The organism is Thermoactinomyces sp. DSM 45892, from assembly GCF_900107305.1.
Lineage (GTDB): Bacteria > Bacillota > Bacilli > Thermoactinomycetales > Thermoactinomycetaceae > Baia.
On sequence record NZ_FNPL01000008.1, the window covers coordinates 128761 to 144567 of the forward strand.

18 protein-coding genes are annotated in these 15807 nt (G+C 43.5%); 15 read left to right on the top strand and 3 right to left on the bottom strand.

Translation table 11 applies throughout. From position 1 onward, the window contains the following. The first annotated feature begins 214 nt into the window (after positions 1 to 214). From bioA to BLU58_RS08245, 7 genes are all read left to right on the top strand, one after another. Complete coding sequence (bioA, locus tag BLU58_RS08215) at positions 215 to 1564, top strand: adenosylmethionine--8-amino-7-oxononanoate transaminase (RefSeq protein WP_093291741.1); 1350 nt, start codon at positions 215 to 217, stop codon at positions 1562 to 1564. Beyond that, positions 1561 to 2265 carry a dethiobiotin synthase gene (gene bioD, locus BLU58_RS08220; protein ID WP_093291742.1) on the top strand — a complete coding sequence of 235 codons (705 nt, stop codon included), beginning with the start codon at positions 1561 to 1563 and terminating at the stop codon, positions 2263 to 2265. The genes bioA and bioD overlap by 4 nt, the downstream gene beginning before the upstream one ends. Positions 2266 to 2277: 12 nt before the next feature. Continuing rightward, positions 2278 to 3273 (top strand): biotin synthase BioB, encoded by a 996-nt coding sequence (bioB, locus tag BLU58_RS08225; RefSeq protein ID WP_093291743.1) that lies wholly within the window; start codon positions 2278 to 2280, stop codon positions 3271 to 3273. Continuing rightward, positions 3261 to 4460, top strand: coding sequence for an 8-amino-7-oxononanoate synthase (bioF, locus tag BLU58_RS08230; protein ID WP_093291744.1), 1200 nt, complete (start codon positions 3261 to 3263; stop codon positions 4458 to 4460). Before bioB ends, bioF begins: the two co-directional genes overlap by 13 nt. Then, positions 4457 to 5194, top strand: a complete 738-nt coding sequence (locus tag BLU58_RS08235; RefSeq protein WP_093291745.1) for an alpha/beta fold hydrolase — start codon at positions 4457 to 4459, stop codon at positions 5192 to 5194. The genes bioF and BLU58_RS08235 overlap by 4 nt, the downstream gene beginning before the upstream one ends. Continuing rightward, positions 5178 to 5996, top strand: coding sequence for a malonyl-ACP O-methyltransferase BioC (gene bioC / locus BLU58_RS08240; RefSeq protein WP_093291746.1), 819 nt, complete (start codon positions 5178 to 5180; stop codon positions 5994 to 5996). The genes BLU58_RS08235 and bioC overlap by 17 nt, the downstream gene beginning before the upstream one ends. A gap of 128 nt (positions 5997 to 6124) precedes the next feature. Next, positions 6125 to 6778 carry an SCO family protein gene (locus tag BLU58_RS08245; RefSeq protein WP_093291747.1) on the top strand — a complete coding sequence of 218 codons (654 nt, stop codon included), beginning with the start codon at positions 6125 to 6127 and terminating at the stop codon, positions 6776 to 6778. A 93-nt stretch (positions 6779 to 6871) separates the two neighbouring features. Here BLU58_RS08245 and BLU58_RS08250 read toward each other — a convergent pair whose 3' ends face one another. Further along, positions 6872 to 8098, bottom strand: a complete 1227-nt coding sequence (locus BLU58_RS08250; protein ID WP_093291748.1) for an ABC transporter permease — start codon at positions 8096 to 8098, stop codon at positions 6872 to 6874. Then, positions 8095 to 8829, bottom strand: a complete 735-nt coding sequence (locus BLU58_RS08255; protein WP_093291749.1) for an ABC transporter ATP-binding protein — start codon at positions 8827 to 8829, stop codon at positions 8095 to 8097. Before BLU58_RS08255 ends, BLU58_RS08250 begins: the two co-directional genes overlap by 4 nt. A gap of 118 nt (positions 8830 to 8947) precedes the next feature. Between BLU58_RS08255 and BLU58_RS08260 the strand changes: the two genes are divergently transcribed. From BLU58_RS08260 to BLU58_RS08295, 8 genes are all read left to right on the top strand, one after another. Continuing rightward, positions 8948 to 9631 carry a prepilin peptidase gene (locus tag BLU58_RS08260; RefSeq protein WP_093291750.1) on the top strand — a complete coding sequence of 228 codons (684 nt, stop codon included), beginning with the start codon at positions 8948 to 8950 and terminating at the stop codon, positions 9629 to 9631. An 82-nt stretch (positions 9632 to 9713) separates the two neighbouring features. After that, positions 9714 to 10853: a hypothetical protein gene (locus tag BLU58_RS08265; protein WP_093291751.1), complete on the top strand. Its 1140-nt coding sequence runs from the start codon at positions 9714 to 9716 to the stop codon at positions 10851 to 10853. 91 nt (positions 10854 to 10944) lie between these two features. Then, positions 10945 to 11574, top strand: a complete 630-nt coding sequence (locus BLU58_RS08270) for a Maf family protein (protein ID WP_255404652.1) — start codon at positions 10945 to 10947, stop codon at positions 11572 to 11574. Between the two features lie 90 nt (positions 11575 to 11664). Beyond that, complete coding sequence (radC, locus tag BLU58_RS08275) at positions 11665 to 12345, top strand: RadC family protein (protein ID WP_176786569.1); 681 nt, start codon at positions 11665 to 11667, stop codon at positions 12343 to 12345. A 73-nt stretch (positions 12346 to 12418) separates the two neighbouring features. Then, complete coding sequence (minC, locus tag BLU58_RS08280) at positions 12419 to 13099, top strand: septum site-determining protein MinC (protein WP_255404653.1); 681 nt, start codon at positions 12419 to 12421, stop codon at positions 13097 to 13099. 17 nt (positions 13100 to 13116) lie between these two features. Beyond that, entirely contained in the window at positions 13117 to 13911 is a 795-nt protein-coding gene (gene minD, locus BLU58_RS08285; protein WP_093291753.1) for a septum site-determining protein MinD, read from the top strand. An 81-nt stretch (positions 13912 to 13992) separates the two neighbouring features. Further along, entirely contained in the window at positions 13993 to 14874 is an 882-nt protein-coding gene (locus tag BLU58_RS08290) for a carbohydrate ABC transporter permease (protein ID WP_093291754.1), read from the top strand. Between the two features lies 1 nt (position 14875). Then, on the top strand, positions 14876 to 15697 hold the full coding sequence (locus BLU58_RS08295; protein WP_093291755.1) for a carbohydrate ABC transporter permease: 822 nt from the start codon (positions 14876 to 14878) through the stop codon (positions 15695 to 15697). A gap of 47 nt (positions 15698 to 15744) precedes the next feature. Here the strand turns inward: BLU58_RS08295 and BLU58_RS17295 are convergent. Further along, on the bottom strand, positions 15745 to 15807 hold a 63-nt coding region (locus tag BLU58_RS17295), incomplete at its 5' end, for an integrase core domain-containing protein (RefSeq protein ID WP_369813716.1).

Below are 15807 nucleotides of genomic sequence, written 5' to 3' on the forward strand. Positions count from 1 at the left end.
TAGTTGGCCTTTTCTTCTCTGTAAATAAAAAACGATTTATTCAGAATTATTTATTTCGGATTAATACGGTGTCTCCTCAGACACGTCGTGTATCCAACAAGGTAAGCTTTCGTGAAGAGACAATTGTAGAGTCCCTACCATTTTGATATACTCAACTGGAATCAATGTAAACTTAATATAAATAAATAGTTTACATTAGTCTGGGGGTAGGAGCATGTCACAGAACTATCAAGAGCTACTAGAGAAGAACCAGAAATACCTCTGGAATCCATTCACACAAATGAAGGAATATTTACAGGATAACCCAATCATCATTGAACGTGGCCAAGGGGTCAAGCTAATCGATGTACGAGGAAATGAATACTACGATGGAAATGCTTCCGTGTGGCTAAATGTGTTCGGTCATAATCGAAAAGAGCTAAATGAAGCGATTCAACAGCAACTAGAGCAAATTGCTCACTCTACTTTATTAGGAATGGCGAATGTACCATCTATTTTATTGGCAGAGCAACTTGTTCAGCTTGCTCCGGATCGCTTACAAAAAGTTTTTTACTCGGATAGTGGGGCAGAGGCAGTTGAAATCGGATTAAAGATGGCGTTTCTCTATTGGAAGCATCGAGGAAAGCCTGAGAAGCAGACGTTTCTTAGTATGAAAAATGCGTACCATGGTGATACCGTGGGGGCGGTCAGTGTAGGGGGAATTAGTACGTTTCATCAAGCTTTCAATCGATTGCTGTTCCCAACTGAAAAGGTTTCGTACCCATATCCGTATCGGTTTCCTGGAACGGTGGAGGAATGTAAACAGAGTTGTCTAGATGAATTAAACCAGGTACTAGAGGATAAATCTGATCAGATTGCAGGTCTCATTGTAGAGCCTATGGTGCAAGGGGCAAGTGGGATTATCGTGATGCCAGATGGCTTTCTTTCAGAAGTAGAAAGGCTATGCCGTCAGTATGATGTTCTCCTTTTAGTCGATGAAGTAGCTACCGGATTCGGTCGGACAGGGAAGATGTTTGCATGTGAACATGAAGGGATTCAGCCGGACATCATGATGGTAGGAAAGAAATTAACGGGTGGATATCTTCCTGTCGCGGCGACCCTTACTTCCAATGAAGTCTATGATGCCTTTTATGGGGATCATGCGGAAGGGAAAACTTTTTTCCATGGCCATTCTTATACAGGAAATCAGCTTGGATGTTCGGTAGCACTTGCCAGTCTCAAGCTTTATGAGCGGGAGCATGTCGTTGAGCACGTTCAAGAGGTAAGTAGGTTGTTATCAGTTTGGTTAAAAGAGTTTGAAATGCTCTCTCATGTGGGAGATGTTCGACAATTGGGACTGATCGTAGGTATAGAGTTAGTGCGAGATAAGGAGCGAAAAGAGCCATATGCCTTTGAAGAGGCGATCGGGGTACGGGTTTGTAGACGAGCGAAGGAACTAGGGCTCATTACTCGTCCACTCGATAGCGTGATTACCTTAATTCCACCGCTCATCACGACCAAAGAAGAACTAAGAGAGATGCTTACGATTTTATATCAAGCTATTTCTGAGGTTACAGAAGGATGAGTAAAGGAATCTTTATTACGGCAACAGGGACAGGGATCGGGAAGACCGTGATCACGGCTGGGTTGGCGCTTGCACTACGAGATTATGGCTATGATGTAGGGATACTAAAACCAGTGCAAAGCGGACATGCCCTCGATTCCCCGGAAAGTGACGGGATGGTGCTAAAAAAATTAGCTCAGATAACAGCTCCGATTGAAGAAATCGTTACCTATAGCTTTTCTGAGCCAGTAGCACCCCAATTAGCAGCAGAGATTGCGGCGGTAGAAATAGACCGCATGCGAATTTTGCAACATGTCGAAGAGAGAAAGGCAAAGCATGATGTGGTATTGGTCGAAGGGGCTGGTGGACTCATGGTTCCAATACGACACGATTACAGTGTTGCAGACTTAGCGAAAGAGATCGGCTGGCCACTTCTGATTATAGCGAATCCACTTCTCGGTACAGTGAATCATACCGTGTTAACGACTTTTGTTGCCCGCCAGATGGGATTACATCCGGTGGGAGTGATCTTAAATGGACTTCGGGAAACCGATCAGGATCTGAGTGTAGAGCATAATTCTCGATTCATCGAGCAGATGGCTCAAATCCCTGTGCTAGGAACCGTTCCATGGCTAGAAGCGGATTTATCATCTCATATGGTAAGGCAAGTCATGAGGCAGAATGTGAATATGACAGAATTGATCAAGTCTATCGATTTATGAGGGGGAGCAAATATGTTAACGATCACATCTACACAGTGGGAACGATACGCTGACAAAGCACTACAGGGAGAACTTCTAACCATGGAAGAAGCATTATCCATCCTAGATGCAGAGGATTCTCAGCTACTTCCCTTACTACAAGCCGCTTTTCGAGTTCGGTATCATACCTTTGGCAGAAAGGTAAAACTGAACATGATTATTAACGCTAAGAGCGGATTTTGTCCAGAAGATTGTGGCTACTGTTCTCAATCGATCGTTTCCGATGCGCCGATTGAGAAATATACGATGATGAAAAGAGATGTTCTCGTCGCTGGTGCGAAAGAAGCGTTGGCTCGAAAGGCAGGAACCTATTGTATCGTAGCAAGTGGCCGTGGCCCTACTGAACACGAGCTAGAGGAAGTGATTGAAGCAGTAAAAGAGATTAAACAAGATTTAAAGATGAAAGTGTGCGCATGCTTAGGAATCTTACGAAATGATCAAGCGGAGAGACTGAAAGCGGCAGGCGTCGATCGTTATAATCACAACTTGAATACAAGTAAAGATCATTTCTCTAATATCACGACCACTCACAACTATGATCATCGGGTGCAAACCATTGAACAAGCAAAAACAGTTGGAATGTCTCCGTGTTCGGGTTGTATCGTGGGAATGGGAGAGACTCGGGAGCAAGTGGTTCAGATAGCTTATGCATTGAGAGAGCTTAATGCAGATTCGATTCCGGTAAACTTTCTTCATTCGATTAAAGGAACGCCACTAGAAGATAAGGAAGATTTAGACCCGCGGTACTGTTTGAAGGTATTGGCTCTAATGAGATTTATCAATCCAAGTAAAGAAATCCGGGTTTCTGGGGGAAGGGAAGTGAACCTACGCCATTTGCAGCCACTTTCTCTGTATCCTGCAAATGCGATCTTTGTGGGGGACTACCTGACGACGGAAGGACAAGCCTCCTTAATCGATCATCAAATGATTGAAGATTTGGGATTTGAGATTGAAGAATGCGCGCTGTAAACGATTGGGATCAGTGGATTGAAGAAGAGTTGGGGCGTAGGGCAGAGCAGGATTTAACACGTGAATTGAGAGTGGTGACGGAATCGTCGCAACCAGTATGTCGGCGTGAAGGAAAAACATTGCTTAATCTTTCTTCCAATAACTATCTAGGGTTAGCAGGACACCCCCAATTGGCTGAGGCGATGGGGGAAGCGATCGAACGAGGGGTGGGAGCAGGGTCGCCTTCCTCCCGTTTAATTGTGGGGCATGAGGAAGAGACAGCTCTATTAGAATCGGAGTTAGCGAATTGGCAAAAGTCCGAAGAGGCATTGGTTTTCGGCAATGGTTATATGGCAAATCTGGGTGTTTTATCTGCGTTATTGGGACGAGAAGATGCGGTATTTAGTGATCGGTTTAATCATGCAAGTATCGTGGATGGGATTCGGCTTAGTGGTGCAACCCACTATCGATATCGCCATCGAGATATGGACCATTTGGAGAACCATTTGAAGAAGGCAGATCAAAAAGGGATCAGGCGAAAGGTAATTGTAACGGATGCGGTGTTTAGTATGGATGGCGATCTCGCGCCCCTTCAGGAGATCGTTTATCTAAAAGAGCGCTATGGTGCGGCTTTATTTGTGGATGAGGCTCATAGTGTGGGGGTGGTCGGAACACAGGGAAGAGGGTTGGCTCACGACCTAGGCATTGCTGAGCAAGTGGACCTGCACATGGGCACATTTAGTAAAGCGTTCGGTGTATACGGAGCTTATGTATCTGGAAAAAGGGAGTGGATTCGCTATCTCATTCATACGGCACGTAGTTTTATCTATACGACGGCGCTTCCTCCAGTGATGATAACAGCCATCCGTCGATCTTTGCAATTGGTGAAACAGGGGGCCTTATTACGTCAATATCTGATGGGGAAGTGTCGCTATTTTCGTGAAGAGCTTTCTCAGGCTGGATTTAGGCTTACCGATTCGATGACACCGATCATACCGATTGTGCTGGGAGAGAGTTCGACGACGCTCCAGTTTAGCAAGCGATTAGTTGATTGTGGGGTACTGGCTGTGGCGATCCGGCCACCGACTGTTCCTAAAGGAGAAGCACGGATTCGATTTTCCTTGATGGCAAGTCATCGAGACGGGGATGTACAAGAAGCGATTCGTAAGATTGGTCAAATTGGACATGAATGTAAGGTGATTACATGAGTAGAAAAGAGCATGCATTTTTATGGATCTCGGGCTGGTCGGTTCCGGAAGGGATTTGGGAGCCATTTCATGGGGAGTGGCCTGATTATCATCATGTTACGCTCTCATTTTGTCATTGTGAACAGGTAGAGCACGTGATGGAACAGGCGATCCAAACATTGGGGAAGATGGAAGAAGATGAAGTAACAGTGGTGGGGTGGTCTCTAGGAGCGATGGTTGCTTTGGAACTGGCTCTTCGTTTTCCTAAGCGGATCAGTCGTCTTTTTCTCATCGGTGGTGTAGCTGATTTTATGAAGCAGGGTCATGATGACATAGGATGGGATGAACGTGTACTTAGAAGGATGAAAAAGCAATTACGTTCGAATAGACAAGAAGTGATTCGTTCGTTTGATCAAAAGATGTTTTCGTTGCTCGAACAAGAAGATGGTTGGCAGGAGAGGTGGCAGGGGGTGTTTCGTAAACATCTCCCTTCCCTCTCTTCTTTACAAGCCGGACTTGATTTTCTACAAGAATTTTCACTTCGCGATCGAGGGAAAGAGATTTCTACCCCTGTGTTTCTACTGACCGGATCTGAAGATGGTATCTGTCCTGCGGAGGCAACGTTGCATCTAGCAAAACAACTTCCTAGAGTGGAGTGTACCATCTGGAGTGAGAGCGGTCATGCTTGTTTTTGGACGCAGAAGGGGCGTTTTCAGCAGTGGATAAAGGAGTGTTTACATGGAGAGCATTCGTAAAGCCAAAGTAGCGCATCGGTTCAATCGTTCCGTTTTGACATATGATCAACAGGCAAGGGTACAGAAGCAGATGGCTCATCATTTGATTAAACTTCTCTCGTATAGGAGAAATCCAGTAGAGAGAATCTGTGAAATAGGCTGTGGTACGGGGTATTTGACTGGTCTCCTTATTGATCGATATCCACATGCAGAGATCGTGGCGATCGACTTAGCGTCCAAAATGATTGAAGTGGCAAAAGAAAAAGTGAAAAGCCCTCATGTTCAATTTATTGTAGGGGATGCAGAAGCGCTTCAACAGCTAGTATCTGGCCCCTTTGATCTCATTATCTCCAATGCGACGATTCAATGGTTAACGGATCCAAAGAGTACGGTTTATTCGTGGGCAGAAGCACTTCAACCTACTGGATGGCTGGTTTCTTCTACATTTGGGCAAGACACCTTTCAAGAACTAGCGACTATCTTCCAGAAAATCGAGAGCGAACTTCTGATTAGATCGAGCCAACACCGTCTAACGATGCATTCGTTGGAGAAGTGGCAAGAAGTATGGAAGCAAGCTGGGCTGACGATGTTAAAGGGAATAGAGGACTGGAAGCGGATGTCGTATTCTAGTTGTCGGGATTTTTTTCAAAGTATCAAAGCGACTGGGGCCAATTATAGTGAAACGACACCATCATTATCTGTACATCGAAAGCTACTTCCACGGGTGATGGATCAATATGATCAAATCTATCAAATGGAATCAGGTGTATATGCAACATATCATTTGCTGTATCTAGTAGGACAAAAAGATAGGAGATTATAGTGGGGATACCGATAAGTGAATGAGCAGAGAAGAACTGAAAGTGGTAGAATGATTCATGTGAGCTATTGCACAATGATTTGATTTGGAATAATATAGAAGTAAAATGATAGAGTAGGCAGGCGAGGAATATGAAACGTTTTTTGGTAGTAGGAGTAGTAGCAGTTAGTGTGATGGGTATGGTAGTCGGATGTTCTAAATCAAATGAACATGCCGGGCACAAAGAAGCGGCGAATCAGCAAGCAAGTACTTCTACAAATGATGTAACGCAAGATAATTGGCAGGTTCCAGAGTTTACATATACGGATCAAGATGGCAAGAAATTCGGAAGTCAGGATCTAAAGGGAAAAGTATATTTAAGTGATTTTATTTTTACCAGTTGCCCAGACGTTTGCCCGCCTATGACCGCGAATATGCGGAAAATCCAAGAAGAATTGAAAGCAGATGGATTAAATGTAGAGATCGTCTCTTTTAGCGTTGATCCTGAGACAGACAAGCCTGCGGTGCTAAAGGCATTTGGAGAGAAGCATAAAGCTGATTTTACTAACTGGCATTTCTTAACGGGCTATGCGCTTTCTGATATGGAGAAACTAGCGCGTGAGACTTTCAAAGGGACAGTGGAGAAGCAAGATAGCCAAGTTCAGGGCGGAAAACCCCTCTTCCAACATCCGGTTCAATTTTACTTGGTAGATGGGACGGGAAAAGTTCGTAAATTTTATAATGGAATGAATCCAGATCAAGCGTTAATTAAAAAAGATGTGAAAGAAGTATTAGGTAGTAAGTAATTTTATGAGATAAGAAAAAGGCATGGCAGGAAGCGATAGTTGCTTTCCGTCATGCCTTTTTTAATGCTGAAACATTTGTTGTTAGATCAGCTATTAGTCTGGGGGATTGGAGTGAGAAAGCTTCCGTTTATTCCAATCGATAATCACAAATCCGATCGCCCAGTTGATAAGAAGTAGAATAATTGCTTCGATATAACTCACCCGCTTCATGGCTAGGGGCATAATGACGAGTAGAAGGCCGAGTAAGGCTGTGAGGATTCGAGTGATGCTAGCCCAGCTATGGACGGCTCGTCGTGCGGATACGGGATACAGTTTTACCCAGAGTGGGTATGTTTGCTGTGTGATTAACCTAGGCATTTGGAGGACGAAGAGACTGACTGCAAACGGAGTAATCGTCCAAGATACCCATGTATAGGGAAGACTGACGACGAAGAGGGCTGCCCAAATCCAAATTCGATAGAAACTAGCAAACAAGTCACTTCGCCTGATTAAGGTGCGCCAATATAAATAGGTAAATGGCTCCTTTTGTGTTGTCGAACGATGGATGATAGCGATGAGCCACGTTCTTTTTTTAATCGGTGGTTCAACCCCTCGCAACTCGACAAACCAACTAGCAAGTGATTGCCATCGATGTCGGATGATCGATTCTCTTTTTTGCCAGATCATCCATGGCATTTGGCTGGTTTTGGTCGTTTTATATAGCCAAATAGAATGAGCGATGGGAAGAAATAGAGCTAGCACGGTGTAGATTTGATAGGGATGGAGTGACCAAAATACGAGAAATGATGTAATCCCCCAAAGGCAAGCTTGGTCCAATATGTGCGAAAACTCTTGGAGCCTGCGGTGGTCTCCCATCATTCGTACCCACAGGGTCCAAACTTGTAGAGCGAGTAACATACTAATTGCCGTCCACCATTCTAACGAAGTACCGATACGAATTCGATAAAGGGGATAAAGCAGGAAAAGAACGATGGTAAGACGAAGCATAGCCATACCTGCTGAGTATAAAAAGGCCGTTTTTCTCCAAGCCGGCATCTTGTGCTCGAGAGGAAGTAAAAAGACTAAATCCGCTTTTTCGATCCATGGTCGGAATTCGACGCTGGAGAGGGTATACGTAAGAATTCCCCATACAACCCAATCAAATGGAAAGGTGGCAGGTAGTCCTGTGAGTAAGCTTTGATATGCTATGTAAAAGCCAACTAAGAGAATACCGAGAACTAGAGGCGTTCCTCCGCCACTTGCGATCAGGGCGATGATTCGCGTGGCTTTCGTCCAAGTTGTATGGATCCGCTGTTGTAGCAAGGATTTATTCTGTTTCATCGATGATCCCCTCTTACAACGGATATAAAGAGTTCATGCAAGGTGGCGTGTGGGAGCTTGGCTTGGCTCCGCATCTCTTGGATCGTCCCTGCAAGTGCAATATTTCCTTGATGAATACAAACATAGCGATCACAAAGTTTCTCAGCCATATCAAGGATGTGGGTGGAGATTAAGATACCCGCTCCCTTCTCTTTACGTTGTTGCAAGAGCATCGCCAATTCATCGATTGCGATGGGATCCAGTCCTACAAATGGCTCGTCTACGATGAGATACTTACATTCAGTGAGAAAAGTACAGAGAATCATAATTTTTTGTTGCATCCCTTTGGAAAATGTATCCGGGAACCAGTTGCGTGCTCGTCCCATTTGAAATTGTTTTAAGAGCTGCTCAGCTCGCTTATGAAACACTTCATCTGATAATCCATAAGCAGAAGCCGTTAATTCAAGGTGTTCCCATAATGTTAACTCCGGATAAAACAAAGGGACTTCTGGTATGTAGCCGATTTTGGATCGGAAGTCTTCTGGCTGGTCAGATAGTGTAGACCCATCAATCGTGATCGAGCCACTATGTGCGTTTAATAGACCTAGAATATGTTTCATCGTGGTACTTTTACCAGCTCCGTTTAGCCCAATTAGCCCAACTGTTTCACCAGGATTCACTTGAAAAGAGAGGTTATGGATAACGGGGCTTGTACGTGAATAACCACCGGTTATATTCTGAATGGAAAGCAAAATAGTTCACCTCTTATATGTAAAAGAACGATTAATTACATTGTACAGAAATGGGATTCATTGGTCGACTAAAATTGAAGATGTTTGTTGAACCTCTACTAGGAAGTAGGAACCAACATTGAACACATGGCAATGGATCATATGCATCGTCTCATTCGGACTATTACCTAATATTACACACATCTATCTAACCTATAGGCAAAAGCGGAACCAACTACATAGTAGCTGGAAGGATGAGTTACCTAAAAAGGTCACATGGTGGATGAATGGAGTTTCATTGGTGTACGGGACAGCCCTTCTTTCTATCGATTCCTTCTCTCACAACACGGAATGGTTCACCATCACGGGGATTCTATGGATCATGGGGATGATCGTGTGGTCCGATCTATGGATGGGAGTGATTCCGAATCTATGTGTGATTGTAATCTGTGGGTTAGGAGTTGTGGAGCAGATTCGAAGTCAGTCCTATCAAGAGTATTTACAAACGGAGTGGTTAGTGGGGTTGGGGATTCTTTTTCTATTTATCGTTCTGGTTTGGCTTACTCGTTCTATGGGATGGGGCGATATAAAGCTAGTAACCGCTCTCTTTATCTGGTTGGGTACATGGAATTGGATCATTCACTTATGGATCGCATGTGTGAGTGCATGTGTAGTAGTATTGCTTCGAGCGCTTACAACCAAACAAGTTGCTCGAAAGCAGAAAATAGCTTTTGGTCCATATATTGTACTAGGGGCGATAATGGCGTGGATGGCAGGAGAAACGATGTGGGCAGGTTATTTAGAATGGTTTCTCTCATTCTAGTAAAATTGTCTAGTAGCGTAGTTCTAGTTTGGGTATTTGTCCATATACTGTGATAGAAAGTTTCTGGGAGTGAGGATCTATTATGGTAAAAGTAAATGTAAAGCCCAAACGAGAAAAGTCTGCTGTAGGCGATTCTCGGGATGATCATTTAGTAAAAGTCGTTACACATCCCTCTTCAACGGTACCTACATCTGTGATTGTTGACCCGATTCAGAATCAGCAGGAAGAGGAATGTTCAGAAACAATAGAAACAGAACTCATAGAACCGGTGGAACCGAAACCGCCCGCTCAAGGACGTACCTTTCTAGATGCATTAAGTGCTTATCGTTTTCGAAAAGTTTTCTCAATCGAAGATGATCGGGAGTCAGAGATCATCGAGTGGAGCTCCCCACATACCCCACCTCGAAATCCGAAAAAACGAAGGTTTAATTGGAAAAAAACATGGCTACAGATCGTGTTATCGATAGTAGGTGCAACGGTCTTAGGCTCGATTATGGGGGTATCCGTTCTATCTCTGTTTTTTTCAGAGGAAAAGCGATCAACAAACTCCATTGATTCACACCTAACACCCAAAAGTGATTCGAAACAAGAAACCCCTGTTCAAGGTGATCCCAACCATTTTCCAGAGTTGCCTTTTATTTTGATGGAAACAGGAGGCTACGGTGACGCATCTGCTGCGCAAAAAGGTGTTTTTGAGCTTCGTGCCAAGGGATTTGCTTCGGTATTATCGTTTGCGAATCCAGATCGGATCTTCGTAGGAATGACAATCGATGAGAAACAAGCAGGGCAGCTATCTAATTTCCTAAAACAAAAAGGGATTCCGGTAAGTTCTAAAAAGGTACAGTCGTCTCAAAAAGAAACCAAGAAACAGATTGATTCATCATTGCAGTCGTTTATTCATCTAGGGAATGAAATGGTACAGGAGATGACACCCTTAACCGTAGCACAACTTACCAGTTCCAAAGAACCGCCTCCCTTTCCATTTAAAGCAGAGTATTTAGAAAAACATCGAAAGCTGCTCACAGATGGACAGGCAATCGCGACCTCTTTACCACAAACCTCTAAAAATTATCTATCGGAGATGATCCGAGGCATTGATCAGTCGGTACAAGCGGCTGAGGAAGCCCAGAAGAATCCCAATACGGCATTGCTCTGGATGATTCAAGAAGGGTTGGTCCGTTATAGTACTTCGTACCAGCAACTAATCGAATCATTTCAATAGTCAGTTTGGTTAGATTCTTGTTGAATAATGCCAAGTTTGCTAAACTAAAATTATCATAATTTTGACTGCACCTTTTTGACGAGGTGCTTTTTTGTACATAGGAGGATTTTGGACGAAAGAAGGCGCTTATGTGGAGATTGTTTTAGCATCTAGCTCACCCAGGCGACGTGAATTATTAGCCCATCTAAAAGTGGATTTTCGTGTGCGGACGAGTGAGGTTAGTGAAGAGATAGAGGGTTTAATAGAACCAAGCGAAGTAGTAGAAATATTATCTTTGCGTAAAGCAGCGAAAGTGGCTGAGGAAGAGAAAAATGCTTGGATTATTGGCGCGGATACGATTGTGGTGCAAGGAGGCAAGATTCTCGGAAAGCCGAGTAATCCAGCTGATGCGTTTGAGATGCTATCGAGTCTTCAAGGAACTTGGCACCAAGTATTTAGTGGCATTAGTTTGATCGAGGTTCGTGATGGCGAGGTGAAGCGCCGACTATCGAGACATGCGATCACCGATGTGTGGATGAACTCGCTCTCTGATCAGAGGATGAACTGGTATATCGAGACTGGGGAACCGATGGACAAGGCTGGTTCCTATGGGATTCAAGGATATGGAGCTAGTTTTATTGAAAAGATTGAGGGCTGCTATTTTAACGTAGTGGGGATGTCGCTATCCTTGCTTGCAGAAATGTTAGAAACCTGTTCTTGCCCGTTGTATGAGAAGTCATAACCAGTTGTGTAATGCATCAAGATGGACACTTAATCAATGCAAAATGTTTGGGAGAGGATTCTAGTGGAATGTAGTAATTCTCCATTACGGATGAGGGATGTTCCAGCAGATGAGAGACCCAGGGAAAGAATGATTCAACTTGGTGCAGAACACTTATCAAATGCGGAATTAATTGCTTTACTTCTTCGAACAGGAAGTCGTGGGGAGTCCGTTATAGCACTGGCCCAGCGCTTACTTATGGAGACGAGTGGACTTCGAAATCTGCATGGATCTTCTCTGCAAGAATTGACGAAGATCCGAGGAATCGGGGAAGCGAAAGCGATTCAGATTTTGGCTGGGATTGAGATTGGAAAGCGTCTTGTCAAGCATCGACGAGAAGAGCTAGTATCCATTCAAAATCCAGAGACAGTGGCTGAATATTTGATGGAGGATCTTCGTTATCTCCCACAAGAGCATTTTGTTTGTCTCTACCTTAATGTAAAAAATAGAATTATACATAAAAAAGATATTTTTGTCGGAGGATTAAATTCTTCCATCGTACATCCTCGCGATATTTTTCGAGAGGGAATCCGATACAATGCAGCTTCCATCATATGTGCTCATAATCATCCGAGTGGGGATCCTACACCTAGTCCAGAAGATATAATGGTTACCCAGCGCCTAATGGAGGCTGGGGAGTTAGTGGGGATTGAGGTCGTAGATCATATCATTATTGGGGATGGTCGTTTTTGTAGCTTACGAAATGAAGGGTTAATGTTTGAACCGAGTTAAAACGGTTTTTTGACAATAAGAAGGAAAATGATGGAATTTAGCGAAAAAATAGAGTTGAGGCGGGGTGACGTGAATGGGGAAAGTGATGAAGCCTTACGTAACGATCAAAGGAACCAAGGATGGTCTATTGTTTTATTTTGATGATTCATGTCCCTATTCGGAGATTTTAGAAGAGTTAGCCCATAAATTGGAGCATAATCAAACACTTTGGGAGGGACCAGATACAAAGATTCGAATTAAGTTGGGATCACGTCAAATTACAAATGAAGAAGAAAAGTCGCTACGTGATATATTTTCCCAAAAGAAGAATCTAGTAATCTATGGTATTGAATCAGAAGGAAAACCGCATCTAATTAAGTCGGAAATGGGGATCACGACTCTTTCGGGAACCGTTCGTTCTGGACAAGTCTTGACTCATATAGGAGATCTGCTATTTCTAGGTGATGTAAATCCGGGTGGCAGTATACAAGCCTCTGGAAGCATCTATGTAATGGGAGCGTTACGGGGATTAGCTCACGCAGGAATGAATGGAGATGAGAGGGCTGTCATCTCGGCATCAGTCTTTAAGCCAACCCAGCTTCGCGTGGCTGATGTCATTTCTAGGCCTCCCGATGAGTGGACTGAATTTGATAGCACGATGCGATTTGCTCATGTAGTGGATGGACAGATTTCGGTAGAACGTATGAATCATTTTTGTCAGATCCGCCCCGACCGAGAGTGGAAAGAAGTGCAGAGAAGTTATCGATCGTTATAGAGGGGAAGGGGAGTCAAGTGGGAGAGAGCATTGTTGTTACTTCTGGTAAAGGTGGAGTAGGAAAGTCGACTACCACCGCAAATGTGGGTACAGCGCTGGCATTGGCAGGGAAGAAAGTGGTTATGATTGATACAGATATCGGACTGCGTAATCTAGATGTCCTGATGGGTTTAGAGAACAGAATTGTATATGATATAGTTGACGTTATTGAGAAGAAATGTAGAGTGCAACAAGCACTTATAAAAGATAAGCGTTGTGACGAATTATATCTATTGCCAGCTGCGCAGACGAAGGATAAGAGTGCACTTACATCGAATCATTTGCGCTGGTTGGTAAGTGAATTAAAAGAAGAGTTTGATTATGTCATCATCGATTGCCCAGCAGGGATTGAATCAGGATTTCAAAATGCTATTGCTGGGGCTGATCAAGCGATTGTGGTTACCACACCAGAAAATGCTTCGATTCGAGATGCGGATCGAGTGATCGGACTACTCGAGAAAGAAGATATGCCTACTCCTAAGTTAGTGATTAATCGACTTAAGACACAGATGGTAAAAGAAGGTGGGATGATGGCGATTGATGAAGTCGTCTCTGTCCTCGCGATTGATCTACTAGGAGTAGTCCCTGATGATGAACAAGTGATTCGAGCTGGTAATGATGGAGAGCCAATCGTTTGGGAACGTAGTAGCTTATCCGGGAAAGCATATCGTAATATTTCGAAGCGAATTATGGGGGAAATGGTTCCCCTACTCGTTTTAGAACCAGATTCGGGTATCTTGATCAAAATGAAACGATGGTTAGGGTTTGCATAAACAAGCTACCAAAAAGTTTGGAGGAAGAAGGGGAGATGCCTTTCTTCCCTTTGTTATTTCCATAGAAGGAATGATTGCTATATGAAGTTAAAAGGAAGTGCGTGGATCGCGTGGATTTTTTTACTCCCTTCACTGCTTACAATCGGGCTAGCGCTCTTTTATCCCTTGGCAAAAGAAATTCGTTATAGTTTGATCGATCATCATGGTCAGATGACCTTTCAACACTACATTGAGTTATTTGGCACATTTTTTTCATCTAATTCCATTTTTCGTGATGTCATATTCCAGACTCTAGCGTGGACGGTGATTAATCTCTTTCTCCAATTTACGATCGGGCTCGTACTAGCCCTGCTCTTATATCGAATTCGGAAAGGGCGCAAGATGTATCAGACCCTGCTGATGATTCCGTGGGTAGTTCCATCTTTTGTCGGTGCCTATGCATGGTTATGGTTGTTTCACGATCGGTTTGGCTTTATGAATCAAGTTCTACATAAAGTAAGGCTTCCGATTTTTCATTGGTTAGATGATGGTACGATTACGATGCTGGTCGTTATCATGGTAAATGTGTGGATCGGGGTTCCGTTTATGATGATCACATTTCTTGGTGGACTTCGAAGTATTCCAACCTCTTTATATGAAGTGGCTCGAATCGAAGGTGCCTCCTCATGGCAACAACTTACGCATATCACACTCCCTCTGCTCCGCCCAGTAGCTGCCACTGCCACGGCGCTCGGGATGATTTGGACTTTTAATATGTTTAATGTGATTTATATCGTATCGGGCGGTGGACCGGCGAATTCGACTGAGACTCTTATAACCTATACCTATCAGGAAATGTTTCAAAATGGCAATATCGGCATAGCCTCTACTTATGGAGTCGTGATTCTTAGCTTTTTAATCGCGGTTACTCTATATTATCGGCGTGTACTAAAGGCAAACCAGAACGAAGGGATGTACTATTAAAATGGGTAAATCAAATAAATGGGTTCACATTTTACTAGGAATTGCTTCGTTCGTTTCTCTGTTTCCTCTTCTATGGCTGTTATTGACAAGCTTTAAGCCCGTATCCGAGATTTATCGTGACACGTTTCGCATATTGCCTAAGACGTTTACGATTGAGAATTATGTAGATCTATTAACGAGGTCAGATGGGGTGTTTTGGACGTGGTTTTTAAATAGTATCATCATCTCGCTGTTGACAACGGTGATTGGGTTGATCTTGTCCGCTACTGCCGCATATGCGATTTCTCGCTTCCGATTCCGAGGACGTAAAGGGATCAAGATGAGTTTCTTATTTACACAAATGGTTCCGGGGGTTATACTCCTTGTCCCTCTTTCTATCATGATGGATCAGCTAGATTTGTTTAATACATACATCGGCGTGATTCTCGCATACCTAGCGATTACCGTACCTTTTTGTGTGATGGTTTTAAAGAACTTTTTTGATACTATTCCGATCGAAATAGAGGAAGCGGCTCGAATAGATGGATGCTCGCAGTTTGGGATCTTCTGGCGAATGGTGCTTCCGCTTTCGCTACCAGGCTTAGCTATCACTGCATTCTATTCTTTCCTGACAACATGGAACGAATTTATCATTGCTCTTACTTTCCTGAAATCGGAAGACATGTACACATTGCCGGTCGGCCTACAGCATTTTGTAAACCAATTTAACACACAGTATCACTTAATGGCTGCTGCGGCTATGATCATAACGATACCTACATTGCTGTTTTTCTTTTTCGCACAACGTTGGGTGTCACATCGATATCTCTATAAAAAAGGGTGATCGTTTTCGCTAACGTGAAGTGAACCCAAAAAGTTAGACACGAAGATTTAAGCAACCTGTAGGGTATGTGTTCGGTATTGAACCGGACTCATGCCCTTTAGTTTTATCTT